The sequence below is a fragment of the Runella sp. genome (genome assembly GCF_965279615.1).
Classification (GTDB): Bacteria; Bacteroidota; Bacteroidia; order Cytophagales; family Spirosomataceae; genus Runella.
In genome coordinates, this window is the sequence record NZ_OZ257252.1 from 7,804,780 (window position 1) to 7,829,265 (window position 24,486).

Genomic DNA, 24,486 nt, shown 5'->3' on the forward strand with positions numbered 1-24,486 from the left:
TCGGCAACAAATGCCGATTTTGGGTAATGGCTAACGTAACATTATGATTCCTTATCTGCTCTCATTCCTTACATTTCATCCGTTGGTTGGATCAGTAGTTATTGCATTACTGCCCAATTCTCAGAAACATCTGTTCAAATGGATTGCCGTCTTTTTCTGTGCCTGTCAAATACCGGTCACGGCGGTAATTTATTACTTTTTTTCTACCGAAACTGTGGGCTTTCAAATGGTGGATAAAGCCGATTGGATAACCCTGTCGTTGGGAAGTTTGGGAACGGTTTCCATTGATTATATTTTAGGCGTTGACGGCATTAGTTTGCCCTTGCTTATCTTAACGTCTATCGTCATGATGGTGGGTGTTTTTTCTTCGTTCTCCATTGTGAAACGCGAAAAAGCCTATTATTCCCTATATCTTTTGCTTACAACGAGCATCGTGGGCTGCTTTTTAGCGTTGGATTTCTTTTTGTTTTTTCTGTTTTTTGAATTCATGCTTTTGCCCATGTATTTCCTGATCGGATTGTGGGGAGGGCCGCGTCGCGAATATGCTTCCATCAAATTTTTCCTGTATACACTGGTTGGCTCGTTGTTAATTCTGATCGTGATGATTGGTCTTTACTTATCAGTTATTGACCCCTATGAATCGGAATTGACCAAAACGTTGGTTCATACCTTTGATCTGCGACTGATGACCGATGGACGTAATTATTTGCCTGACAGCATCCTTAGTGTAAGCGGTGAGACTACACTTATAGGAATGCCTTCACGCATGTTGGCTTTTTGGTTGCTTTTTATTGGTTTTGCCATTAAGTTACCCATCGTACCGTTGCATACGTGGTTACCCGATGCGCACGTTGAAGCTCCAACGCCGGTGTCGGTTGTGTTGGCAGGCGTTTTGTTGAAGATCGGGGGATACGGTTTGTTACGAATTGCGTACCCGATTTTTCCGGATGCAGCCAACGAATATGCCTTTACGTTAGCGGCATTGGGTGTTATTTCAATTGTGTATGGGGGCTTTAATGCCTTGGCTCAGAACGATTTGAAAAAGATGATCGCCTATTCATCGGTATCGCACATGGGTTTTGTGGTATTGGGCATTGCTTCGCTAACCGCCGAAGGAATCAACGGGGCTGTATACCAAATGGTGAGTCACGGGATACTTTCGTCGTTGTTGTTTTTGTTGGTAGGGGTATTGTATGACCGTACCCACAATCGACTCATTGATAATTATCGCGGGCTGATCTCATTCATGCCTTTATACACCATTATTACGGGTATTACTTTCTTTGCTTCGCTGGGTTTGCCGGGCTTCTCAGGATTTATTGGTGAATTGTTTACGTTGATGGGCGGTTTTCAGTCTGACAGATTACCTACGTGGTTGTCTGCTTTAGGAACATTGGGAATTATTCTGGCGGCCGCCTATTTTCTGTGGACGTTTCAGCGGATGTTTTTTGGAAAACCTTGGGCCAAAAATGCCAAAGAAATACCGTTTTTGTCAGACTTGAATAATTTAGAAAAATGGATGCTGATCCCGTTGGTTCTTATGGCGTTTGCATTAGGCATTTTTCCGGGATGGATGTTTGAGCTGTCAGACAAAACAGTGGCCGGTTTGTTGAAGATATTTGAGTAAACATTGGCGGGAAAAAGCACAGTTAAGTAATACGATATAATTATTCACGCAAAGGCGCAGAGATATAAATACATAAGAGACATTGCCTTAGCATCTTGGCGGCTTTGCGTGCCGGTTAAAATAAATGCGTAGAGGTACTCAATCCGGCATTCTGCGTTTTACACTAAAACTTTCAGACACTTCGGTTGGATCGTAATAGTCAACTCATTAGTTTCCAACTGTAAAGGCTCCCCATCAAAATGAATCAGCAATTTCTCAGATGCGCTGATTTTTGCTTTTCTGACTTTATACGTATGGACGTAAGAAGATTGGGGAAGAGTGCCCTGAAAAAGCCTTGCGGCAATAATGGGGGCTAAAGGTTTGGGAAAAGGAGATAACAGGCAAACATCTATCAAACCATCATCAATTTTAGCCTGCGGAGCTACGTAAGCATTATTTCCGTATTGTGAGGCATTAGCGAAAGTAACGGCAAAAGCGGGCAATTGAATTTCCTGACCGTCAAGCTCTAATAAATAATCTTTTGCTTTATAACGGAAGAAAGATTGGAAGGATACTTGAGCGTAGCGTTGCAATCCACGGCTGCTGTAGGTAGCAAATTGAGCCGCAACGTACGCATCAAAGCCAACGCCGGCCGTGCAAAAAAAAGGCATTTGGTTGAGGAAACAGGCGTCGATTTCCATTGTTTTTTGCGCACAAAGCTGTCGAAGCGCTTTCTCAATGGCCATTGAAATGCCCAAATGACGCGCAAGCCCATTTCCTGAGCCAAGCGGAAGGATTCCCAGCGTTACGGGCGAATTGATCAATGTTTTCGCAATTTCATTGACGGTTCCGTCCCCTCCTGCTGCAACCACATAATCAAACCCTTGCCGAATGGCTCGGTGTGCTTCCTGAGTTGCATGATGAGGATGGGAGGTAAAGACAGTTTCTACCTTAAAAAACCTCGAAGCGTGTTCTTCAATTAAAAATTGAATGCGTTTACGTTGTTGGTCTGATCGGGTGCCTGACTTTGGGTTAATGATAAACAGCGCCTTTTTGGCAAACATCATTGGGCTAAATAACTGATTTCGGCAATAAATTGACGGCCACCGGGCGAAAGTTTTTCCTGCGCCCGAGCCGAAAGTTTAATGATAATGCGATTGTTAGCACTGATATCGGGCAATTTGCCGATCACTTTTACCCAGATGCTTTGGCTGTTGTTCATGTTTTTGACTTGGATCAATGAGCCAACGGGAGCCGTACGGTGCAGTGCCAGGTATTTATTATTGCTGTCCATGCCGTCCAATACTTCCGCTACACCCGTTTCCAAAATGCGCTTGCCGGTATTGGCGATTTTTGGCTCCGGCAGATTGGAATTGGTGGGGTCTTCGGGACGAGGAATGGGAACGGGAGTCTTTTCGGCGTTCGATTTTTTAGCATCGGCCAATTTAACCGAATCCATTTTGTTTTTCTTTAGGTAGTCTTGGTAAGCCTGATCAGCCACAATTAATTCCTGCCCTGATCGTAATTGGTCGGAAGTCAGGCCATTCCAACGTCGAATGTCTGCCATCAAAACTCCGTATTTGACGGCAATCCCATAGAGCGATTGCCCGCCTTCTACTTTATGAATTCCTGTTTTAGCCGGAATTACGGCCGGCTTTGTGTTGTTTAGATCTTCCGGTTTTTTCTCAGCAACCGCTTCTGCCGGTTTCGGCTCTTCTTCTTTTGGAGGCTCTGCTTTCGGCTTTTCTTCCTCTTTTACAACGACAGTAGGTTCCGTTTTAGGTTTCAGCTCATAATCCAGTACAAGCTTATCTTTTTCAGGTTCTTTTTTTGGGGTAGAAGAACGGGCCGCAGAAGGTACACGCACAACTTGCCCCGTGATCAGATTATCTTTCATTCCGGGGTTGGCATCTTTCAACGCTTTGATCGTTGTTTGGTACTTCCGCATCACGGCGTACAACGTTTGTCCTGATTCTACTTTATGAAGAATATATGATTGACCGTTTTTGGTCTCAGTACGGGTGGTATCAGTCAAAGAAGAGCGGTAAGGGGTTGCAAAGGCAGCTTTTCCCCACAATAATCCTAACACTACAAGGCAAAATCCGGCGCGCTTTATCATGGTCTGGGCAATTTTATTACAGTAATTTCGTCAACTTTTCTTAAAAAAACAACATGGTGATTATCATACAAATATTCGCCGAAAGCTGCGCTCTCCACCTCCGAATGAATCGTGTCGTGAAGTAGAACTGTCTTCGTCGAATTTACTACCAATAGAGACCGGGATAAAGTAATAGCGTTAGCGGAGTAAAAGTAGTAAAAAAATAATACATGTCCAGAAATTTCACCATAATTTATCGCTTTTTCGGGCGTATTTCCCGTTATTTTCTCAATAAATCGACATATTACAGAATAATATTGGTTTGGCTCATCGTAAACCAAGGGAGATTGCCATTGTGCAACGGGAATTTTGGTGACAACTACGGGGAAATCAGCCGTTAACCCCGTCGAAAGCAACCTTTGTTCTATGATGGGAGCGCTCTCCGGGCGCAGACGGGACGTTTGAAGATTTATACCGTCCGTTTGTTCAAATTTACTGCCTTCCACTACCCAATTCACTTCTCCTGTCAAAGCATTTATGGCAAAAAGTTTTTTGGGAGCAGGTTGGTCGCTTCCGGAATATTCGTGAAGTAAAAGTATGCCTGAGTAAAACCCTATGGCGCCGGTCCACCAGGTTGTTTCCGAAAATGTTTTTTCCCAAAGCAGTGAGCATGTTTCGCAATCAAAAACACACCATTTAAGTTGGTTTTTATCGCGCAGTTCAAGAATCAATAATTGCTTGGTAGCGGGAATAGGAAGAGAATCGTATAAAATACGCCAAACAGGGAGCGATAACGAGAGAGATTGGGTAGTGAGCAAAATGGGCCTTTCTGAATTTATGTCATTTGAAGGACCAAAAGTAGCGAAAGCAGAAAAGCTTGTCAAACCTTTCTGCTTTCAGTGGGGTTAATACAAATTTGCTCGGCTTGATAGAAAAGACCAAATAAGCGCTAAAATTGCGACTAAACCTATCGCAAACGAAAGACTGAGTGCGTTGGAAACCAAACCGATGATGGCAGGGCCGGCCAAAAAACCGGCCAAGCTGAAGGTATTCATGGTAGCAAGGCCGGCCCCTTTGGCCATGCCCGGCACCCGTGCGGCACTGCCGTACAAAATGGGTGCGCCACAAGAAACACCGGCACCTACCATTCCAAAACCAAGAATGGCAGTAAATGTATGGGGCAAAAGTACCGCGATCATAATTCCAACGGCTGCCAACATTCCACCCGCAACCAGTACTTTACGACTGCCGTATCGTGGAATAAGAGAATCGCCGATGAACCGTCCCGAAGCCATGAAGAGGGCGTAGCAGGCAAATCCCCAGCCGATAAAAAAGTCGTTTGATTTGACCACGTCACGCATGTATACCGCTGTCCAATCAGACATGGTTCCTTCGGTAATGTTGGTACAAAGAGAAATAGCGATCATTCCCATCAACACCCGATTGGGCCACGCAAATTTTGCACCTTCTTCGTTCGTTCGTTTTTCTTCATGAATACTCATGACAATGGGACGGGCAATGATAGCTACCGAAAGTACAAAAACAGATACCCCCGCAATATGCAATGCAGGAGAGATTTTCAGACCCATCAATACGCTGGCCAATGCCGAACCCAACATTCCGCCCGCACTGAACATACCGTGTGAGGTTGACATGATGTAAATGCCGTCCTGACGCTCAATGGACGTAACGCAGGTATTCATGGCTACGTTGGTGAAAGCAATGCCGATTCCCATGAGCCCCAATCCCGCCGAGGTCATCCAAAGGTAAGGAACATTGACGGGTAACGAATACGCAACGGCCATTGCTGCCAGCCCCCAAATGGTAGTAGCCCGCATACCGAATCGGTTGATAATGACCGTTGAAAGTGGATTGGTGAGCGTGCTGGCAAAGGGCAGACTTAACAACAGCAATCCCAGTTCGGCATCGTCCAACGCAAACTTTTGTTTTACGTACGGAATCCACGTTACCCAGTTGCCAAACAGAAAGCCCACCGAGGCAAAAATGGCTCCAATGGCCAAACTCCTGCTGTGGGTAAAATAGGTTTTTAAGTGGGTAGTCATTTTATTAAGCAGTAATTTCAATTCTGTTTTGTTCGGGGTCAAAAACCACACTTTCGTAGTAGCCATCCCCCGTTCGACGCGGTTCTCCGACCACTTCGTAGCCGTCACTTCGTAAAAGCTCGGTGAGTTGGTCTACGCTTTCTTCACTTCCCACCGAAACGGCAAAATGAGTAAGCCCCGTAAACTGCGCATAAACATCGTTTGCGTGCGCCGGTATGTTGACCATCTGCATGATCTCCAACCGAGGACCTTCTTCAAACGATAGAAAATAGGACTCAAATTTTTTCTTTTCGTTTATGTATTTTTCATTGGAAACCGCGCCAAAATACAGCTCGTAAAAAGACCGCATTCGTTCAAGGTCATGGCACCAAATAGCCAAATGGTCAATGTGCATTGTTTTGATTATCAAGAGTTAATGCTAACGTGCTGATTCATTAGCTGCTGAATGAATTTGAACGATAGAGTGGTATAATCGCTGATGTAGGCGCTGCACGGAGGCAGTTCATCGGAAGTATGGGATGTGGTTACGCCCACTACTCTCATACCTGCGGCCAACCCTGCATTGACCCCCGAAACAGAGTCTTCAAACACCACACATTGCGAAGGTAAAACGCCCAAACGCTCGGCACTTTTAAGGTATACTTCAGGGTGCGGTTTATGATTGCTGACATCTTTTTCAGAAAGCATGGAACTCATTACTTCGTTCAAAAACGGAATTTGCGCTACCATCATTTCCAGATTTTCAACCGGTGCTGATGTAGCAATGCCTGTTTTTACGCCGTTTTTATTTAGATCTGCCAAAAACGCCAAGAGTCCCGGCAGCGGTTGAACGATACTTGTGTATAATTCTCTGAACAACGCTTCCTTTTCAAATTGTAGCCGCAAAAGCTCCTCGGTCAGTAATTCCCGTTTCAGAAAGTAATTGAGAATGTAGCTGTTATGCTTGCCGTACATGTGATTTTGCAGATCGTCTTCCGTAGGAACAATTTTATAACGGTCTAAAAATTTACGCCAGGCTATGTTGTGGGTGGGGTTGGTATCGGCAATGACGCCGTCCATGTCAAATATTACTGCAAGTTGAGACATAAGTGTAAAAAAGTGGGATGTCGTTGAAACGCAAAAACATCCGAATCGATGAATGAGTTAATAGGATACAAATTTACGGCCAATTTTAAGTCCGACGCTACGATTTTGTTTGCCACTTCCGGTACTTCATTGACTTTTTTTTGTAATTATGTGTTAAAATATGCAAAATGGCCCGTTTAGAATTTGAAAAAATTGAGCCTACCGTCGGAAATTCTTTCCGATTGTACCACGCAACTGATGAAGAAAGTTGTCGCGTATATTGGCACCATCATCCTGAATATGAGATCGTTTATATTCCTGCCGGCAAGGGGCGCCGCCAGATCGGCCAGCATTTATCGCGCTATGAAGCGGGTGAGTTGGTTTTTATCGGGCCAAATATCCCTCATCTTAATTTTGCTTACGGGCAAAGCAGTGACTTTGAGGAATTTGTAATACAAATGCGCGAAGATTTTCTGGGAAAAGAATTTCTGAAAAATGTAGAGATGGAATCCATCCAATTGCTTTTTCAAAAGTCAAAAAGAGGGCTGGCTTTCGGCGCGGAAACGAAACGGAAAGTGGGCGAAAAAATCCAACAAATGCTGCATCAAACGGGCTTTGAACGTATGATGAGCTTGCTTTGGATATTGCAGGAAATGGCGTTGGCAACCGATTATCAACTGCTGCATTCAGAAGATAAAAGTCCCGATGTACCGCCCAAAGAAACCGAACGATTACGGCAGATCTATGCATTTGTAGAAACGCATTTTCAAACAGAAATTGACCCAAATGATGTGGCCGAAACCGTCAATTTAAGTTTACCCGCTTTTTGTCGTTACTTCAAAAAAATAACCAATCAAACATTCACCGAGTTTGTCAATGACTACCGCATTAACCATGCGCGGGTCATGCTTTTGCAAAATGTCAATGTGGCGGAGGTAGCCTACGAGTGCGGGTTCAATAATCTGTCCCATTTTAACCGAACCTTCCGCAAACTTACGCACCAAAGCCCCAGCGAATACCGTCAACAATTTTCAACGACGGTTTATCCGCTTTCCTAAGAGCTTCCCGTAGCCTTTCCGTTACGATGTGCGTCTGCGCATGGTTAGGTAGATTTTTTGCTTATTTTTGAGAATTAAAATAATTATTCCTATGATGAAATTTACTAAATGCTTGACGTTAAGCCTTGTACTGGCTTTGGCGAAAACTGTTTTGATCGCTCAATCTCTCGAAATTCAGAAAATCCATCCCTCTAACTGGTGGGTCGGAATGAAAAATCCTAACGTGCAACTACTGGTCTATGGCAAAAATATCAGCAGAGCCACGGTAAGCGTAAGTTATCCGGGCATTCAAATTGTCAAAACGCACAAAGTTGAAAACCCAAATTACCTGTTTGTAGACTTGAGTATTGCAAAAACGGCAAAAGCCGGTACAATGACTCTGGTGTTTGCGGACGGAGACGCGAAAACTACCCAAAAGTATGTGTTGGGAACAAAACACCACAAACCTGTTACCGTCAATTCTTCTGATTTTGTTTATCTGCTCATGCCCGACCGCTTCGCCAACGGCGATGAATCTAACGACTCGTTTGCGGATATGTTGGATACAAAAGCGGATAAGAATGTCCCTTTTCTACGCCACGGCGGCGATTTTCAGGGAATCATCACTCACTTGGATTATTTACAGGAGTTGGGGGTAACGACGCTTTGGAATACGCCCGTCATTGAGAATAACACTACACTCAAAAAAGAACTACACGGCAATTCGCAGGCCGCTTATCATGGGTATCATTTCAGCGATCACTACAAAATTGACCGTCGTTTTGGCGGAAATGAAGGCTATAAACAACTCTCTGCTGCCCTTCATCGGCGCGGCATGAAACTTATTCAGGATGCGGTTTACAATCACGTTTCGGAAGATCATTGGATGTTTCTAGATCCACCGACCAAAGATTGGTTCAATACTTGGCCTTCGTATACCGGAACAACGCATAAAGAACAGGCCATTCCTGATCCGAACGGTGCCGAAATTGACCGTAAATACCTGACAGACGGTTGGTTTACGCCCTTTTTGCCCGATGTAAATCAGCGCAGCCCTTTCTTTGCAACCTATCTTATTCAACACGCTCTTTGGAGTACCGAAGAGTTTGGCGTAGATGGTTGGCGCATTGATACGTATAAGTACAACGACATGCCTTTCATGAATCGCTGCAATCAGGCGTTGTTGGATGAATATCCCAATCTGTTGATCTTTGGAGAGACTTGGGTGACCAATCCTGCTTCATTGTCTTATTTTGTACGAAACAACGTAAAATTTCCTTTTCAATGTAATCAGCCCGGCACGTGTGATTTCCCAAGTTTTGCGGCCATTAACGACGGTCTGAAAGAATCGTTTGGATGGGACAGCGGAATCAATCGCGTGTATCAGGCGTTATCGCAGGATTTTCTGTATCAGGACCCTTCCAAAATGGTGACCTTTCTGGAAAACCATGATACTGACCGTTTCTTTTCGGTCATTGGCGAAGATTTTAATAAATATAAGTTAGGTGTAGCATGGTTGCTGACCACGCGCGGCATTCCGCATTTTTATTACGGAACCGAGGTATTGATGAAAAACTTCAAAAACCCGACCGATGCCGAAGTGCGAAAAGATTTTGCAGGAGGTTGGAAATCAGATAACGAAAATAAATTCTTGGCCTCGGGGCGTAGCGCGCGTGAGAATGAAGCGTTTGATTTTGTGAAAAAACTGGCAAATTACCGTAAGAATACCCCCGCGTTGCACAGCGGAAAATTCACGCAGTTTGTTCCTCAAAATGGCTTTTACGTATATTTTCGTTACAATGCACAAAAAACTATCATGGTCATAATGAATACAAATCCGGATGCTACCACCTTGGAAACGGCTCGTTTTGCCGAGCGAATGCAGGGTTTTACATCGGCCAAAAATGTGTTAACAGAAGAAGCGGTTCCTTCACTTGCATCCTTAAAAATCCCTGCCATGACGGCGTGGGTGTTGGAACTGAAATAAGAAAGGGGCCTAAGCCCCTTTTCTATTTTTTGTACTGTTCGATCAATTTGAACAATGCTTTTTGCTTTTCCAATTCAGGAAAGAAATCATATAACTGCTCGTGAGCCTCATAATCCAAGGCAAGTGCTACTTCAAGATTCAGAATCGCTTCGCGATAATCGCCTGCGTGTAAAAGGTAGGCAGTGGCTCTATAATACAAACTTGCGTTGTCAGGAATATCGTCGATGCCTTGCTGAATGATTTCGTAAGCCCGGTCAAACTGGCCCTGATCAAATAATACCAATGACCATTTGAGCCACACATCTTCAAAATCAGGTTCAAGTTCGGCGGCTTTCTCAAAAGCTTCGTTGCTGGAAATGAAATTACCTATTTTGTATTCTAAGTCAGCCAACATCAGCCAGTAGTCGGCAATATGCTCGTTGAGTTTAATGGCCTTCTGAATACAATTAAGTGATTCGATCCATTTTTCTTCTACCGCCAAACATACCGCTACGCCATACCATGCTTCATCCCATTCTTTATCAAGCTTGAGTGCTTCACGGTAATTTTCGAGCGCTTTTCCGAAATCCTTCAGCTTTTCATAACTCGCTCCCATGTGGCAATAAAGATCTGCCGACGGGCTCTCGTGCTTGAGCGTGAGTATATAAGCGTCTTTGGCTTCGGTATACCGTTCCAGATTCATGTAGGCATTGGCCATGTTGAAATAAGCTGATGCAAAATCCTCTTTGATAACGGTTGCATAATCATACGCATGCAATGCTTCGTCATACCGTCCAAGCTTACTGTACACAATGCCGAGATTGTACCAGGCATTGGAAGAATAAGGGTCACGGTCGATCAGCTCATTGTAATAGTCGATGCTGTTTTCCATTTGCCCGGTGATCTCCAGACAAAAAGCGAGTTCATAAAGCGCATTCTCGTTTTCAAGATTTTGTTCGAGTGCTTTTTTATAGTATTCGATGGCTTCTTCGTACTTGCCGCCGTTTTGGTAAGCTTGCCCGATCTGAAACAGAATATCGTCTTTTTCGTCCTCTTCAATGAAATTGAGCATCTTTTCATACACCTCTACCGACTGCTCATATTCGCCCATCATGTTGTAAACCCCTCCCTGCATGAACAGAACATCTAAGTCGTGAGGATTAAAGAGTGCCGCTCTTTCGAGTAAGCTGATAGACTCATCAAACCGTTGATTCTGAGCGAGAAGGTGAGCCTTGTCGAGCATTAATTCGAGCGAGTAGGGGAAGTGCTCAAGACCAAACTCACAGGCTTGCAGGGCACGTTCCCAATTCCCTTCTCCAATGTAATGCTCCACGATGTGTTCATAGGTATCTAAATCAAAAAATTGGCGTTCATGGCTCTTTAGCATTACCTCAAATCGTTGCACTGAGTCCCGCCAATCCGGTTGTCTTTCCTCGAATTCTGGTTGCATATCCTGAATATATTGGGTAAGGTCTTATTCGAAAGATAAGAAAAATTCTTTTGTTGTCAAATTTTTAACAAAATATCCTGCAACTAAATTCAGTAACCTATTTGATAGAGAATTGATGTCTTTGATAGTCAGAAGTTTTATTTTTTCATAACGTCCTCAATTACTTTGCCGATGTTTCCGCTGGGCTCTAAAATTTTAAGCAGCGCAGCTACGGTAGGGGCAGTATCAGCTACGGCAGTGCGGCTAAACGTTTCTCCGGGCGTAATTCCCCATCCGTAAAACAACAATGGAATGTGGGTGTCATAATTGTACGGTGCACCATGAGTAGCCGTTACGGTGCCCGACATCCATCCCGGTTCCATCACCAACTGAATGTCGCCGCTGCGCTTGGCGTGATTACCGTTTTTATATAATGTAAGCAAATAATCATTGATATTGGCATTACCCAGATCATGGAGATTGAGTACATCGGCAATTCCGTCATAATCAATAAGTGTTTTACGAATCACTTTGCAAACATCTTCCACTTCTATTTTTTTCGCTTCGAGTGTCGCATGATTGAGGTATAACTGATAATTTTCAGAGATAGTAATATAATCTCCATCACCGAATTTCTCTTTCAATGCCGTTTTTGCCGCAGTGACCATTTGGCCAATGTTAAGACGGCCCGCCGGCAAACGATGCTGTTTCCACAGGTCTACGACATCCATCACGGCGTGATCGGCCGAGATAAAAAACAGGTAATTGCCTTTTCCTACCTGGTTGTCGAGCGCGGTCATGATTTCGGCAAAATCGCGGTCAAGGCGCAGGTAAATATCTTCTTCTTCTACCGAATTAGGGCCAAATGCGTGACCTACATAATCAGGGGTAGAAAAGCTGATGGCTAAAAAATCAGTTGCGGGACCTTTGCCCAAGTTCTCATGTTTGAGGGCTTCAAGCGCAATCTCTTTCGTGATGGTGTTTCCGTGAGGAGTACTTGCCAAAATTCCGAACGCATCGCCCGCTATGCCGGCCAAGTCATACGGGAAAACCGATTTTTTAGCACCTGCCAATTTTGCCTCGTAAGGTTGGTCGTCAGCGGTACTTTCGGTGTATTGGTCAAGCGGAAGAAGCGTAGTCCAGTTTTGCTTCATCAACTCCGACGGACGCTTTTTGGCGTTATAATCTTTAACCCACTGCGGCAGATCGTTCATGTAAAATGTACTTGTGATCCAGTTGCCGGTTTTGCTGTCAAACCAATACGCACCGTTGGCGGTATGACCGGCCGGAAGAATGGCCCCGCGATCTTTAATGGCTACGCCAATTGTTTTTCCCTGATAATTGGTTCCGATGCGGAGCTGATCAGTAATGGTGCTGACCAATAGATTCTTTGGCGACATTTTACCGGCAGTAGTGGTTGTGCCCACAGATTGAACCGTGCTGTCGGCTACACAATACATGCCTTTGCCGAGTTTGCGGTCATACCAGTCGTTGCCCACGATCCCGTGGATGGCCGGTGTTGAGCCGGTATAAACAGAAGCGTGGCCGGCGGCGGTCACGGTAAGCGCATAATGATAATGGTGGTTTCGGCAGTTAAAGCCTTCGCGCAGCATGCGTTTGAAGCCTCCTTCGCTGTATTTATTATAATAACGATACCAATAATCGTAACGCATTTGGTCTACCACCACGCCTACTACAAGCTTAGGGCGAGCCAACGATTCTGTAGTAGATGTTGTTTTTTTTGTTTGGGCAAAAAGGGTGGATGTACACAAAATTGCCAATGTTAGTTTAAAATAGTGCATTGTGTAAGGTGTAGTTTGTAGAAAAAAATCGGGACGAATTTACGGCAAGTTTTTACAAATACTTAAAAATGCCCTATCCAATTATTTAGAAGTTGGTAAGCAACAGAACCTTTTATTCAGGAAAATTACCCGAGAGGCGTTCTTTCAGTTCTTTTACTCTTGAGCGTTGCATGACAAATTCCGTTTTGCTGTCATTAAGCCTGACAATGTATTTGTCGTTTTCCCAAAATGCGTAATTTTTCAGAAAGCTGAGATTCAAAATGACGGCCCGATTGACTCGGAAAAAATGCTGAGGATTCAGCTCGTTTTCCAGTTCAGAGAGATTCTTACGGATATTATACGTCCGCCCTTTGGTATAGGCAAAATAGTTTTTTGATTCAACTTCAAAATAAATAATATCCTGTAATGATACAATGGTTTCCCCCTGATCATCCCATGCTTCAATGGCTTTAGGGTAGGAGCGGAGCGTAGGAATAGGGGAATCCGGAAGAAATATCTGCTGTTTTCGCCATTCTTTGTAATCCAAAAACAGATTGACGTTCAGGTAAATATAACCGTACAGGATGAAAAGAGGAAGATAACTTTCAACCATGCTCAGCTGAAAAAAATAGGTCGGGAAATAGACATCCCACGAATAGTCAGGGAAGGAGAGCGCGATATATCTCAGCGCATTAGTGATGGGTATAAAAATGACAATGGAGATGAGTATACAAGGCAAAAAATAGAGTTCATACAGCGAAACATCTTTGAAGGTAAGCGTGATGTGGGTCATTTGGAAAAGGCGCAGGTACTCCTGCGCTATTTTCAAAAAAATAAGGAAAGAGATAATTTCAAATAAAGAACTGTAGAAAAAAGATACTCCGAAGTCATTGATTATCCTGAACTGCGGCAGTATCGAAAGGTCGCTTTGATAATCATAATAGAAGGTCATTGACCAAAGCAGCAGTACTCCGACAAATAGGCATATCAAAAGGTATTTCAGGTTTTGATAGGCACGTAAGGTAATTGGAATCAATGTAGAGGTGTCCATAATAAAAAAGCTGTATTATTGCAAAATAGGGGCATTTTATAAGTAAACAACTCCTGTAAGTGTTCTACGTTTCAGTAGCAAAAGCCCCTTGCTGCACGTCATGCCGCTTGCTTAGTCGCGTGGGATAATGATACCTTTACTATCCTTCATTCCAAACCGATCAATTTATCACAAAAGTTATGAAATCATTACAACTAACTATCTTTTTACGACTATTCATTTATAAATTTTTTGCGAAAATATCCAACTCGTTTTTTTGAGAGGCTTACTGCCTGATTGCAGCTTACTCACCATGCAGGCGTTGGCATTAGGGATATAATTTTCAAAGCTATTTTGTATTTTCAGCAGTTACTATTCTTCATTTGAATTCTTAATTTTACCTTTGAACTTGAAAAATAATGATATATTCCTTTACTAACTATGAAGAAAATAGGCGTTTTATTGCACGGAAATGGCGTTTTTGACGGTTCTGAGATTCATGAATCAGTATTTACGCTTTTAGCAATTGCCGAGATTGGTGCTGAAGCGGTTTGTTTTGCTCCCAACGTAAATCAGCACCATGTACTAAACCACATCACAGGGCAGGAAATGCCCGAAACCCGTAATATACTGATTGAGTCGGCGCGCATTACTCGTGGCACGATCAGGGACATTGCCGACGTTGAAGCTGCAGAATTGGATGGTTTAGTGATGCCCGGTGGATTTGGAACTGCTAAAAATATTACCAAATGGGCATTTCAAGGCCCGGAAGGGCCTATTTTGGAGTCAGTCAAAACACTTATCATAGAGTTAGTACGCCAAGGAAAACCCATTGCCGGCTTGTGTATGAGCCCTACTACCATTGCAAAAGCATTGGAAGGTACAGAATTTCACGCACATTTGAGTGTAGGCACAATAAATGAAGCTTCACCATACGACATCGCGGCCATTTCTGCAGGGATGCAATCCATTGGTCAGGTTGCTGAAATGGCGTCGGTACGGCAGGTGGCAATAGACGAAGAGTTGAAAATCATTACGGCGCCTTGTTACATGATGGAAGCAAGCATTATTGAAGTACGAGAGAACATTAAGCAGGCGATAGAAAAGTTAATTTCTTTGACCTAATACTTGCGAATTAATTTTCATACGACTACTTTTGCAACCCCAAACAAAGGAAATGGCGAAGTGGTGGAATTGGTAGACACGCTACTTTGAGGGGGTAGTGGGCGTTAGCCTGTAAGAGTTCGAGTCTCTTCTTCGTCACCCGTTTTATTTTACAATGGTTTACAAAAACCCGTTTTTATGCTGCAAACAGCATGGAAACGGGTTTTTCGTGTTTCGGGAAGGCGGTGTTGTGGATCAAGCTGAATTTGGATCAAGTACAAAATTTGTGGAGCAACTTAGGGATCAAATCCAAAAGTTGTGGAGCAACTTGGATTAAGCCTATAATTGAGTTAAACGATACAGGAAGAATTCTACGTTTCTTACCCCTCTGAACTGACTTCTGAACGCTTTAATCTTGGCATTAAAAGATTCGGCCGAAGCATTCGTACTTCGGTTATCAAAGTAGCGGTACGCCGCCGCGGTTTAGAATTGTTTCGTAATGATTTTGGATGGAACGCGCCACCGTATTGAAGGCTTTAAATCCTGATTGTCGTACCTTTCGCTTCAGCGATCCGATCATGCCATTTGGCCAGTCGTGCCAATCCATACAGTTTATCATTGGTATGCTCAAAAATATGTCCCAAAGCCATCGTTAGCTCATACGCTTTTTTCAAGTCAGGATAACGATCAAAAAGCAACTCCGCTCTTTGCTTCTGACTTTCTGTCCAATCGGAGACTTTTTTGTAGAGCACATACCTACTGTGGGCTAATAGCTGTTTAACTGTGTCACCATTGGACAATACTTCCGGCTCATACTCAGTTTGTGTAACTTTAGCTTGCTCTATGGCTTCATTTTCAGCATCTAAGGCATCCCACCTGTGTTTGATCCGCACTTCCGGAAGAGCCTCGACAGCCAGCTTTTGAACATGGAAGCGGTCAATCACACGAACTGCCCGGGGGAAACATCGCTTTGCAATTTGTCCCATGTTACCGGCCATATCCAAGGTTATCTCTTTTACTTTTTTACGATGACGTTCAGGGATTTTATGCAGAACTTTGATTATTTCTTCCGCTTTTGTCCCTGCTACAATCGCTACAATACTGCCTTTGCAGCCCTTCGCTGATTTATTGGTCAGGATTGTATAAAACTCTCCATTGCAGAGACTTGTCTCATCGATCGATAAGTGGACACCCAAATTTTGAGGGTATAGAAGCCATTTTTCAGCATGACTTTTTTGATTCCAATTCTTAAAACCACTCTGAAAATCACGATAGTGACGCAGCAAAGCTCGCCCATTGACGCCATAGAAACCTCCAATAGTGCTGACGCTATTCGGATTGGTATCGACTGATTTCTTTTAAAAAAGCCCGCGCGGCGTACCGTGCAAATTCACTTGTCATTCGCGTCCCTTTGCCTACTTCTGTCCAGTCTCGGTAAACTACTTTGCCTGTTTGGGTAGTGAGCCATCTGCGGCGCTTAATGTGCAAAAAGACCTTATGCCCGCGGATGGGGAAATCTTGGACTGTAATGGTAGGAAAGAACCCTTTCGATAACAAATTCTTCCGCTCAAGGTCTTGATCGTCGGTATTTTTCTCCGTTAGATGAAGGTGGAAAATATCATCTTGGCGGTCAATGGTCGTCAATTCGAAATTCTCTAAAATGAACTCGGGCAACAGAAACTGAATGATAGGCAGAAAACTTTCCAAAACAGATTGGTTTGATTAAACGCACAAACCTAAAAAAATCCACGCTCTCCACAACTTTTGGATTTGATCCAAGATATGCCGAATTATCTTTTTGTATTTCTTCTTAAAAGAGAAAGCCGCTGAGTCATATGATTCAGCGGCTTTCTCTTTTAAGTCGGGATGGCAAGATTCGAACTTGCGACCTCCTGGTCCCAAACCAGGCGCGATGACCGGACTACGCTACATCCCGATTCCTGCCTTTGCAGGCAAGCGGAGGGAGAGGGATTCGAACCCTCGGTACCCTTGCGAGTACGGCAGTTTAGCAAACTGCTGGTTTCAGCCACTCACCCATCTCTCCGGGAGGCTGAACAATAAACTGACAATTGATAGACCGTTTCGTTTATTGAGCCGCAAATATAGTGGTTCAGTGCAGTTTTAAACAAATATTTTGCCAAAAATCTTCATATTTTATCCTGCCACCAAGTACGTTTCCGATAGAATCTCCTCAATATCAGGGACGGAGCGGTACAATTGCTCGTACGAATCAATCACAAAATAATGATCCTGATAGCGATCAATGTGGTACGGAGTGTTTAAAAGTGTACGAACATCAAACGGAAATTTGGGAATTGCATCACTCAAACAATACACGCTCTCTCCCGCCGACGACAATATTCCTCCTCCGTAAATTTTGGTTTGCCCATCCTCTTTAATAAGTCCGAATTCTACGGTGTACCAATACAAACGTCCGATTTGGGCAATGGCCTCGTGCACGTCAATAAATCGCAACGCAACGCGGCTCAAATCGCCGATAAAATCACAAAAGGCCTGATTCGTCAGCAGCGGTACGTGCCCAAACGTATCGTGAAACATGTCGGGTTCTTCCAAATATTCCAATTGATCGGGTTGGCGCAGCCACGTAGAAGCGGGAAATTTGCGATTGGAAAGAAATTCAAAAAAATCCTGCTGAGGAATCAGCCCGGGAACGACTTCCACGGCCCAGCCCGTCAGGGTGCGCAGGCGAGAATTGGTTTCAGTGTCGAAATCAGGAATATGATTGGCAACAAAACCTACTTTGTCAATTCCTTCCAAATAGGCACGACTTGCGATCGCAGGTAGTTGCGCCATCTGACGTTCGAACAACATCCGCCACATTCGTTGGTCAGCGACGGTATATTTTTGATAGGATTGGTTCATGGCTAAAGTAATTGAACGTATGATCTCCGACTACAATGTTCCGCGCAACTCCTGCTCCCGTTCGATGGCTTCAAACAATGCTTTAAAGTTTCCTTTCCCAAACGATTTAGCGCCTTTGCGCTGAATAATTTCGAAAAACAACGTAGGGCGCGGCATAATGGGTTTGGTGAAAATTTGCAGCAAATACCCTTCCTCATCACGGTCGACCAAAATGCCCAACGCACGCAATGGTGCCAAGTCTTCGTCGATATGTCCTACTCTGCTCAATAAGTCATCGTAGTAAGTGCCCGGCACTTGTAAAAACTCAACGCCGCGATTTTGCAACTCTGTAACAGTATGAATAATATCGTCCGTTGCCACAGCAATGTGCTGGATTCCCGGCCCGCCGTAAAAATCCAAATATTCTTCCACCTGCGATTTTTTCTTGCCTTCGGCGGGTTCGTTAATGGGAAATTTGATCCGGCCGTTTCCATTGCTCATTACCTTGCTCATCAGGGCGGTATAATCGGTAGAAATATCCTTGTCGTCAAAAGAAACCAACTGATTGAATCCCATGACGTTGGCGTAAAAATTAACCCAAGGCAACATTTCGTTCCAACCCACGTTTCCCACCATATGGTCAACAAATTTCAGCCCTGTATCTGACGGGCGATAAGCAGGATTCCAAGGTTTAAAACCGGGTAGGAAGAGCCCTTTGTACTCTTTGCGCTCCACAAAAACGTGTACCGTATCACCGTAAGCATGAATGCCCGAACGCACCACTTTCCCGAAGGTATCTTCCTCCATTACAGGCTCAAAGTAAGGCTTTGCGCCACGACTGACGGTTTGTTCAAAAGAATAAGCGGCATCGTCTACCCAGAGCGCCACTACCTTTACTCCGTCACCGTGGGTGTCAATGTGCTTCCCAATGTATGTATCGCCTACTAAGGGAGAGGTAAGTACCAGTCGTATTTTATCCTGTACAACTACGTACGATTCACGGTCGTGAAGCCCTGTTTCGAGTCCTGCGTGCGCCAGCGGCTGGAATCCAAAAGCCGTTTGGAAATAGTGCGCCGCCTGTCGGGCATTTCCTACGTATAATTCTATATAGTCGGTGCCGTTGAGCGGCAAAAAATCAGCGGTATTTGTTGAAGAAGTCTCAAAATCTGTGATGAGTGTTTCCATGAGCGTATATTAGCTTAACTATAATTGTTTTACTAATTATTATTTCACTTACAATTTTAGTGACAATTATTTACAATTGCAATATTTCATGAAAATTCAGTGTATTATTTAGGAAGAAAAGTTGGAACACTGATTGTGATGATTTTTATGATTGGTTATGCTCAAAACATAATTTTTTCATAAAAATCATCACAATCAGCGTTCTATACACTCAAAACTTGTACACGAAGGCTTCTTTATTGTATTTATTGCGGTAGTCGATGGGTGACATTCCTGTTATCTTTTTGAAGACGTCTCTAAAGGCCTTATTATCAATGTATCCAACATCGTACATCACTTCATTGACCGTTTTTCGGCCTATTTCCAACTGACGCTTGGCGGCTTCGATCTTAACGCGCTGAATGTATTCTACCACCGTATTGCAGGTTGATTTCTTAAAACGACGTTCAAAGCTTCGACGCCCCATGCCGAACATATCCGATAATTGCTCCACCGACAGTTTATCCATAAAGTTTTTCTCGATGAATTCCTGCACTTTCTTCACCTCTTTGTCTTCATGGTCTTTTTGTCCCTGAAACAACACAAAATCAGACTGGCTGTTCCGACCGATGTCAATCGCAAAAAACTTGGAAGCCAAAATGGCGGTTCGGCGGTCGGTGTATTTTTCTACAATATGCAACAGAAGATTCCAATAAGAATTAGCGCCACCACTGGAATAAATACCGTTTTGCTCTGTGATGATCTTATCGTCCACCACATTTACTTCGGGAAACATAGTCTTAAATTCATTGACATACAGCCAATGTGTTGAGCAGGCTTTGCCATCCAAAAGACCCGTAGATGCAAGCAAAAAAGCTCCGATGCACAGCGATGCTACTTCGGCTCCATTTTCATACTGCTCCACGATCCAAGGCAACATTTCGGCATTGATGCGAATACCGTTTTTCAGGTTCCCGCTCAAGGCCGGCACAATGACAAGATCGCTGTACTCCACCTCGTCCAAAAGCAAATCCGTATGTACCGAAAACATACCGTCACTCAGCTTGACTTCTTTGCTGAGCCCGACCAATTGAACCTTAAACAATGGCGGCTTTCCATCGTTTTGAAGAAAATCATTGACCGCCGTAAACATATAGCGAGGGTCGGCTATACTGGCCAAAACGGCGCTTTCAGGAACCAGAATGGAGATAACTTTCATACTTCAAAAATACAAAAAAAATACAATTTTACCCAATCTCAGCCCAAGCATTATTTGGTAGTTGAACTGCCTGAAAAACCTTATTTTTGTGAATTATTAACGAATCGCCTTGTGTCAAAAACGTCCATAAAGACCTACGATACCGAATCATTTCGGAAGAAGTACATGACTTCTCAACAGCAATTGGACGCATTGCTGAAAACCGATTACGGAAAGTTTTTTATCGTAAAAGTAGAAGACATGCTTCGGCTGATGAAGCTGCCCATTCCGCCCACGCGCGCTACCGGCCACACCCTTATTTATCTCACCGAAGGCGAAGCTATTATGACTATTGGGAGCGAAACCTATAAAATTTTCAAGGATGAATGTCTGGTGGTGCCGGCGGGGCAGGTATTTTCCTTCAGTAATTTTGACATCAACAAGGGCTATCTGTGCAATTTCCACAACGATGTTATCATCGGGAAATTCGGTAAAAATGATTTGCTTAAAGATTTCGAGTTTTTACGGGTTTGGGGCAATCCTCGTATCACTTTAGACCCCCTCGCCTCCGAGTTTGCGTTACCTCTTTTTCAAAGATTATTTATCGAATACTCGGCCAATGGCCTGAAAAATTCGGATATCATTCTTTCCTATTTTATTGCCCTGCTTTGTGAGTTGAATCGAGTCTATAAGCCCGTTTTTCACAGCTCGCAGTCCCGGGCCGTCAACATTACCTATCGTTTTAAGGAAGCGCTCTTTTCAGAGATCAAAATCAAGCACCTGGTCACGGATTACGCTTCGTTGCTGCATATTACGCCCAATCACCTGAATAAATCTGTCAAAGCTATTACGGGAAAATCCCCCACGGACTGGATCGATGAAGCCATTATTTTGGAAGCGAAGGTGTTACTGTATCAAAGCAGCTATTCCATTCAGGAAGTGGCAATGGAAGTGGGTTTTGCCGACCCTTCGTATTTCAGTCGTTTTTTCAAAAAGAAGGAAGGTGTGACGCCTGTTCAATTTCAACGAATGATTGAAAAATCCTAAAACTCACGTTATCTGTCCTACTCACTTATTTTTCTTACCCCGACCTTTGTACCATCAAAAAGGCGATCTATCTATGTATTCATTTCTTCTCTTTTTCCATTCATTGTTCCGTTGGCTTGTATTGACCGGCCTCCTGTATGGTATATTTCGTGCCTATAAAGGCTACAGTTCGGGCGGAAATTTTACAAAGACTGATAACGCTGTTCGTCATTGGACTGCCACTATTTCGCACATTCAGCTTATGCTTGGTTTTACGCTGTACTTTACCAGCCCTATCATTTCGTATTTTTTCAGTCATTCGAAAGAGGCCATTCACATTACTGACATGGCTTTTTTCGCCATTGTTCATATCTTACTGATGTTTACTTCGGTGGTCATTATCACCATCGGTTCAGCAATGGCAAAACGTAAACCAACCGACCGCGAGAAGTTCAAGACAATGCTGGTTTGGTTCTCAATTGCGTTGTTTATCATCTTCATTGCCGTTCCCTGGCCTTTCTCCCCTTTCGCCAATCGACCTTATTTCAGAGCCATTTAACTATGAAAAATTTACTCAACACCTCCGTTGGTCGCCTAAGGATCATCGGTCTGCTTGAAGGAATTTCACTACTTGTTTTGATAGGCATTGCCGTACCGGCTAAACATTTTTACGGCAATCCCGTTTTGGTCAAGGTGATCGGCCCCGTACACGGTATCTTGTTTCTGCTTTTCATCTTCAACACGCTCAGTGTAGGCATTGAGCAAAAATGGCAATTCAAAACCACTACCTGGAAAGTGCTGTTGGCTTGCTTTATTCCGTTCGGTACATTTTATATCGACCGAAAAATTCTCAGTAAAGTAAATCCAACAGCGTAATATCCGAATAACAAGTTTGACCCCGGATGGGGTCAAACAACTGCGAGGCATATGATCGGTATACTCAAAAATGTTCTATTTTACACTTTTACGTGGGCAAACTGCACGAAGAAATCCAATGCTTTAGGATTACGCATTGTATCGCGGCTGGCAGCTTTGGCGGGGTCTGTACCCATTAATATCTTTTTGACGGGTGCTTCCATTTTCTTGCCGCTGATGGTATAAGGCACTTCGGGGAGTTCATAAATAGCATCAGGTACGTGGCGCGGGCTGTATTGACTGCGGAGTTGCAGGCTGATCTTTTTCTTTAGTTCGTCCGTCAATTCATGGCCTTTGGAAAGCACCACAAACAAAGGCATAAAGTATTTTCCTCCTCCCTGCTCCAAACAAACGATCAAACTGTCAGTCACTTCGTCTACGCTTTCGACGGCACTATACACCTCCCCGGTGCCGATGCGTACGCCGTCGCGGTTGAGGGTGGCATCCGAGCGCCCGTAAATGATCACGCTGTCTCGTTCATTGATCTTTATCCAATCGCCGTGCCGCCAAACGCCGGGATAATTTTCAAAGTAACTGGCCCGATAGCGTTGATTGTCTTTGTCGTTCCAAAAATAAATGGGCATGGAAGGCATTGGTTGAGTAATAACCATTTCGCCAAGTTCATTGCGAACAGAATTGCCCGCTTCGTCATATGCCTCCAACTTGCAGCCCAGCAAACGGCACTGAATTTCGCCCGAATAAACAGGTAACATAGGGCAACCACCCACAAAGGCGCTGCAAATATCCGTTCCGCCACTGAGCGAAATCAGCCAGACATCTTTCTTAACATTCCGGTATATCCATTCAAATCCTTCGGCAGGCAAAGGCGAGCCCGTAGAGCCAATACTTTGGAGGTGGTTGAATTTATAGCCTTGCAAACTTACATTGTCTTTCATGCAAGCCAAATAGAAAGCCGCACCACCACCAAAATGATTGATTTTAGCTTTTTCGGCCAGATCCCACAACACGTTCATAGTAGGAAACTGAACGGCTCCTTCATAAATCACCAACGTAGCGCCGGCCAGCATAGACGCAACGGAATAATTCCACATCATCCAGCCCGTGGTTGAATACCAGAAATAGCGGTCGCCGGCCTTGACGTTTTGATGAATGACAAGGGCTTTCAGGTGTTCCAACAAACACCCGCCTACGCTATGCGTAATGGCCTTTGGCTTACCCGTCGTGCCCGAAGAATACACGACCCACAAAGGGTGGTCAAATGGAACGGACGTAAACTCAAGCGACGTAAAAGGCGTTTTCAGGACCTCTTTCCAGTTGTCCGTTTTGGGCAATTGCGCATCAGCGTTCAGGTAGGGCACCAAAACGGTTCGTTTGAGCGTAGGCAACTGTCCGATGAGCTGCCTTAGGGCAGGCAGTTTATCAAATGCCTTTCCATTATACGTATATCCATCGGCGGCAATCAATACTTTTGGTTCGATTTGTTGAAAGCGGTCCAGAATGCCGGACGTGCCAAAATCGGGTGAACAACTCGACCAAACAGCGCCAAGCGAATTGGTCGCCAAAAAAGCCACCACTGCCTGCGGGCCATTGGGCAAAACAGCCACCACTCTATCGCCAACTCCAACGCCTGAATGACGAAGATACGCCGCCACCGCACCTACCTGTTTTTCCAACTCCCGCCAGGAAAGTTCACGCAGCGGTTCTCGCTCATTCTGAAACAGAATGGCCGGGCGGGCAGGGGTTTTATGACGAAAAATATGTTCGGCGTAATTAACCGTAGCTCCTCTGAACCATTGTGTTCCGATAAAATCTTTATTCCCACCGATCAGCACCTCAAAATACATGCTGTGCGACTTAACTTCGCAGAACTGCCAAACACTTTCCCAAAAGTCGTCTAAATCAGTAACCGACCAATCCCATAAGTCGTGATAGTTTTTGAAGTACAATCCCTTTTTAACAAATAGCCAGTTTTGAAACTTTTTGAGATTGGATTGTTCCATGAAGGAACGTGTGGGCGTCCAAAGCGGTTTAACAGGTGCACGATCTAGCATCACAAGAATATAAAAGTTATCGGGATTGGATGGATTTTTGATTAAACGTCCAAAATCATTTTTTTGAGATATATTTATCCTAAAAAAACATCTTCCCTCAAAATTTTGTAACTTTGCATAGCTGATTATC

The 24,486-nt window shown here is 44.0% G+C and carries 23 protein-coding genes and 3 tRNA genes; 8 read left to right on the forward strand and 18 right to left on the reverse strand.

The genetic code is table 11. The annotated features are described in order from the left end of the window. Nucleotides 1-43: 43 nt before the first annotated feature. Nucleotides 44-1,627, forward strand: a complete 1,584-nt coding sequence (locus ACQY73_RS33020) for a complex I subunit 4 family protein (protein ID WP_428658741.1) — start codon at nt 44-46, stop codon at nt 1,625-1,627. Between the two features lie 158 nt (nt 1,628-1,785). Here the strand turns inward: ACQY73_RS33020 and ACQY73_RS33025 are convergent, their stop codons facing one another. From ACQY73_RS33025 to ACQY73_RS33050, 6 genes are all read right to left on the reverse strand, one after another. Continuing rightward, nucleotides 1,786-2,673, reverse strand: a complete 888-nt coding sequence (locus ACQY73_RS33025) for a diacylglycerol/lipid kinase family protein (protein ID WP_428658744.1) — start codon at nt 2,671-2,673, stop codon at nt 1,786-1,788. Continuing rightward, nucleotides 2,670-3,725, reverse strand: a complete 1,056-nt coding sequence (locus ACQY73_RS33030; protein ID WP_428658747.1) for a LysM peptidoglycan-binding domain-containing protein — start codon at nt 3,723-3,725, stop codon at nt 2,670-2,672. Before ACQY73_RS33030 ends, ACQY73_RS33025 begins: the two co-directional genes overlap by 4 nt. After that, the gene (locus ACQY73_RS33035) at nt 3,722-4,522 is read right to left on the reverse strand and encodes a DUF4905 domain-containing protein (protein WP_428658750.1); all 801 of its coding nucleotides are present in this window, start codon (nt 4,520-4,522) and stop codon (nt 3,722-3,724) included. Before ACQY73_RS33035 ends, ACQY73_RS33030 begins: the two co-directional genes overlap by 4 nt. 87 nt (nt 4,523-4,609) lie before the next feature. Beyond that, nucleotides 4,610-5,767 (reverse strand): MFS transporter, encoded by a 1,158-nt coding sequence (locus ACQY73_RS33040; protein WP_428658753.1) that lies wholly within the window; start codon nt 5,765-5,767, stop codon nt 4,610-4,612. A gap of 4 nt (nt 5,768-5,771) precedes the next feature. Continuing rightward, a complete protein-coding gene (locus ACQY73_RS33045; protein WP_428658756.1) occupies nt 5,772-6,161 on the reverse strand; it encodes a VOC family protein in 390 nt (129 codons plus the stop codon). Between the two features lie 11 nt (nt 6,162-6,172). Continuing rightward, entirely contained in the window at nt 6,173-6,853 is a 681-nt protein-coding gene (locus ACQY73_RS33050) for an HAD family hydrolase (RefSeq protein ID WP_428658759.1), read from the reverse strand. Nucleotides 6,854-7,020: 167 nt separating this feature from the next. On the opposite strand from ACQY73_RS33050, the gene ACQY73_RS33055 reads away from it, so the two are divergent. Both ACQY73_RS33055 and ACQY73_RS33060 read left to right on the forward strand, forming a co-directional pair. After that, nucleotides 7,021-7,890 carry an AraC family transcriptional regulator gene (locus ACQY73_RS33055; protein WP_428658762.1) on the forward strand — a complete coding sequence of 290 codons (870 nt, stop codon included), beginning with the start codon at nt 7,021-7,023 and terminating at the stop codon, nt 7,888-7,890. A 91-nt stretch (nt 7,891-7,981) separates the two neighbouring features. Next, on the forward strand, nt 7,982-9,856 hold the full coding sequence (locus ACQY73_RS33060) for a glycoside hydrolase family 13 protein (RefSeq protein ID WP_428658765.1): 1,875 nt from the start codon (nt 7,982-7,984) through the stop codon (nt 9,854-9,856). A 22-nt stretch (nt 9,857-9,878) separates the two neighbouring features. Here the strand turns inward: ACQY73_RS33060 and ACQY73_RS33065 are convergent, their stop codons facing one another. The 3 genes from ACQY73_RS33065 to ACQY73_RS33075 all read right to left on the reverse strand — a co-directional run bounded on the left by ACQY73_RS33065 (nt 9,879) and on the right by ACQY73_RS33075 (nt 14,096). Beyond that, a complete protein-coding gene (locus tag ACQY73_RS33065; RefSeq protein WP_428658767.1) occupies nt 9,879-11,285 on the reverse strand; it encodes a tetratricopeptide repeat protein in 1,407 nt (468 codons plus the stop codon). A gap of 137 nt (nt 11,286-11,422) precedes the next feature. After that, entirely contained in the window at nt 11,423-13,066 is a 1,644-nt protein-coding gene (gene pafA, locus ACQY73_RS33070) for an alkaline phosphatase PafA (RefSeq protein ID WP_428658770.1), read from the reverse strand. Nucleotides 13,067-13,178: 112 nt separating this feature from the next. After that, a complete protein-coding gene (locus ACQY73_RS33075; protein ID WP_428658773.1) occupies nt 13,179-14,096 on the reverse strand; it encodes a LytTR family DNA-binding domain-containing protein in 918 nt (305 codons plus the stop codon). Between the two features lie 420 nt (nt 14,097-14,516). Between ACQY73_RS33075 and elbB the strand changes: the two genes are divergently transcribed. Both elbB and ACQY73_RS33085 read left to right on the forward strand, forming a co-directional pair. Continuing rightward, nucleotides 14,517-15,200 carry an isoprenoid biosynthesis glyoxalase ElbB gene (gene elbB, locus ACQY73_RS33080; protein WP_428658776.1) on the forward strand — a complete coding sequence of 228 codons (684 nt, stop codon included), beginning with the start codon at nt 14,517-14,519 and terminating at the stop codon, nt 15,198-15,200. 54 nt (nt 15,201-15,254) lie between these two features. Next, nucleotides 15,255-15,338, forward strand: a tRNA-Leu gene (locus ACQY73_RS33085). A gap of 180 nt (nt 15,339-15,518) precedes the next feature. Here ACQY73_RS33085 and ACQY73_RS33090 read toward each other — a convergent pair. The 8 genes from ACQY73_RS33090 to ACQY73_RS33125 form a co-directional block, all read right to left on the reverse strand. Beyond that, nucleotides 15,519-15,593, reverse strand: coding sequence for a hypothetical protein (locus ACQY73_RS33090; protein ID WP_428668580.1), 75 nt, complete (start codon nt 15,591-15,593; stop codon nt 15,519-15,521). A gap of 122 nt (nt 15,594-15,715) precedes the next feature. Beyond that, complete coding sequence (locus ACQY73_RS33095) at nt 15,716-16,498, reverse strand: ISAon1 family transposase (RefSeq protein WP_428668583.1); 783 nt, start codon at nt 16,496-16,498, stop codon at nt 15,716-15,718. Nucleotides 16,499-16,508: 10 nt separating this feature from the next. Further along, on the reverse strand, nt 16,509-16,886 hold the full coding sequence (locus ACQY73_RS33100; protein ID WP_428658778.1) for an ISAon1 family transposase N-terminal region protein: 378 nt from the start codon (nt 16,884-16,886) through the stop codon (nt 16,509-16,511). A 154-nt stretch (nt 16,887-17,040) separates the two neighbouring features. After that, nucleotides 17,041-17,115, reverse strand: a tRNA-Pro gene (locus ACQY73_RS33105). Nucleotides 17,116-17,136: 21 nt separating this feature from the next. Then, a tRNA-Ser gene (locus tag ACQY73_RS33110) sits at nt 17,137-17,223 on the reverse strand. A 110-nt stretch (nt 17,224-17,333) separates the two neighbouring features. Beyond that, nucleotides 17,334-18,062: a phenylalanine 4-monooxygenase gene (gene phhA / locus ACQY73_RS33115; RefSeq protein ID WP_428658781.1), complete on the reverse strand. Its 729-nt coding sequence runs from the start codon at nt 18,060-18,062 to the stop codon at nt 17,334-17,336. 30 nt (nt 18,063-18,092) lie between these two features. Next, entirely contained in the window at nt 18,093-19,226 is a 1,134-nt protein-coding gene (gene hppD, locus ACQY73_RS33120) for a 4-hydroxyphenylpyruvate dioxygenase (RefSeq protein ID WP_428658784.1), read from the reverse strand. 211 nt (nt 19,227-19,437) lie between these two features. Continuing rightward, entirely contained in the window at nt 19,438-20,424 is a 987-nt protein-coding gene (locus ACQY73_RS33125) for a GlxA family transcriptional regulator (RefSeq protein WP_428658786.1), read from the reverse strand. A gap of 111 nt (nt 20,425-20,535) precedes the next feature. Between ACQY73_RS33125 and ACQY73_RS33130 the strand changes: the two genes are divergently transcribed. The 3 genes from ACQY73_RS33130 (at nt 20,536) to ACQY73_RS33140 (ending at nt 22,305) form a co-directional block, all read left to right on the forward strand. Then, a complete protein-coding gene (locus ACQY73_RS33130; RefSeq protein WP_428658789.1) occupies nt 20,536-21,450 on the forward strand; it encodes an AraC family transcriptional regulator in 915 nt (304 codons plus the stop codon). 73 nt (nt 21,451-21,523) lie between these two features. After that, nucleotides 21,524-21,988 (forward strand): hypothetical protein, encoded by a 465-nt coding sequence (locus ACQY73_RS33135; protein WP_428658791.1) that lies wholly within the window; start codon nt 21,524-21,526, stop codon nt 21,986-21,988. A 2-nt stretch (nt 21,989-21,990) separates the two neighbouring features. Beyond that, a complete protein-coding gene (locus tag ACQY73_RS33140) occupies nt 21,991-22,305 on the forward strand; it encodes a DUF3817 domain-containing protein (RefSeq protein WP_428658793.1) in 315 nt (104 codons plus the stop codon). Between the two features lie 80 nt (nt 22,306-22,385). Here ACQY73_RS33140 and ACQY73_RS33145 read toward each other — a convergent pair whose 3' ends face one another. Further along, a complete protein-coding gene (locus ACQY73_RS33145; protein WP_428658795.1) occupies nt 22,386-24,356 on the reverse strand; it encodes an acetoacetate--CoA ligase in 1,971 nt (656 codons plus the stop codon). Nucleotides 24,357-24,486: the final 130 nt, after the last annotated feature.

What these genes read in the sequence shown, in the direction of transcription:
- ACQY73_RS33020 (WP_428658741.1), top strand. Translation starts at nt 44, where the DNA reads ATGATTCCTTATCTGCTCTCATTCCTTACATTTCATCCGTTGGTTGGA.
- ACQY73_RS33075 (WP_428658773.1), bottom strand. Translation starts at nt 14,096, where the DNA reads ATGGACACCTCTACATTGATTCCAATTACCTTACGTGCCTATCAAAAC.
- ACQY73_RS33145 (WP_428658795.1), bottom strand. Translation starts at nt 24,356, where the DNA reads ATGCTAGATCGTGCACCTGTTAAACCGCTTTGGACGCCCACACGTTCC.
- ACQY73_RS33125 (WP_428658786.1), bottom strand. Translation starts at nt 20,424, where the DNA reads ATGAAAGTTATCTCCATTCTGGTTCCTGAAAGCGCCGTTTTGGCCAGT.
- ACQY73_RS33135 (WP_428658791.1), top strand. Translation starts at nt 21,524, where the DNA reads ATGTATTCATTTCTTCTCTTTTTCCATTCATTGTTCCGTTGGCTTGTA.
- elbB (WP_428658776.1), top strand. Translation starts at nt 14,517, where the DNA reads ATGAAGAAAATAGGCGTTTTATTGCACGGAAATGGCGTTTTTGACGGT.
- ACQY73_RS33060 (WP_428658765.1), top strand. Translation starts at nt 7,982, where the DNA reads ATGATGAAATTTACTAAATGCTTGACGTTAAGCCTTGTACTGGCTTTG.
- ACQY73_RS33140 (WP_428658793.1), top strand. Translation starts at nt 21,991, where the DNA reads ATGAAAAATTTACTCAACACCTCCGTTGGTCGCCTAAGGATCATCGGT.
- ACQY73_RS33050 (WP_428658759.1), bottom strand. Translation starts at nt 6,853, where the DNA reads ATGTCTCAACTTGCAGTAATATTTGACATGGACGGCGTCATTGCCGAT.
- pafA (WP_428658770.1), bottom strand. Translation starts at nt 13,066, where the DNA reads ATGCACTATTTTAAACTAACATTGGCAATTTTGTGTACATCCACCCTT.
- ACQY73_RS33045 (WP_428658756.1), bottom strand. Translation starts at nt 6,161, where the DNA reads ATGCACATTGACCATTTGGCTATTTGGTGCCATGACCTTGAACGAATG.
- ACQY73_RS33055 (WP_428658762.1), top strand. Translation starts at nt 7,021, where the DNA reads ATGGCCCGTTTAGAATTTGAAAAAATTGAGCCTACCGTCGGAAATTCT.
- phhA (WP_428658781.1), bottom strand. Translation starts at nt 18,062, where the DNA reads ATGAACCAATCCTATCAAAAATATACCGTCGCTGACCAACGAATGTGG.
- ACQY73_RS33025 (WP_428658744.1), bottom strand. Translation starts at nt 2,673, where the DNA reads ATGATGTTTGCCAAAAAGGCGCTGTTTATCATTAACCCAAAGTCAGGC.
- hppD (WP_428658784.1), bottom strand. Translation starts at nt 19,226, where the DNA reads ATGGAAACACTCATCACAGATTTTGAGACTTCTTCAACAAATACCGCT.
- ACQY73_RS33040 (WP_428658753.1), bottom strand. Translation starts at nt 5,767, where the DNA reads ATGACTACCCACTTAAAAACCTATTTTACCCACAGCAGGAGTTTGGCC.
- ACQY73_RS33030 (WP_428658747.1), bottom strand. Translation starts at nt 3,725, where the DNA reads ATGATAAAGCGCGCCGGATTTTGCCTTGTAGTGTTAGGATTATTGTGG.
- ACQY73_RS33065 (WP_428658767.1), bottom strand. Translation starts at nt 11,285, where the DNA reads ATGCAACCAGAATTCGAGGAAAGACAACCGGATTGGCGGGACTCAGTG.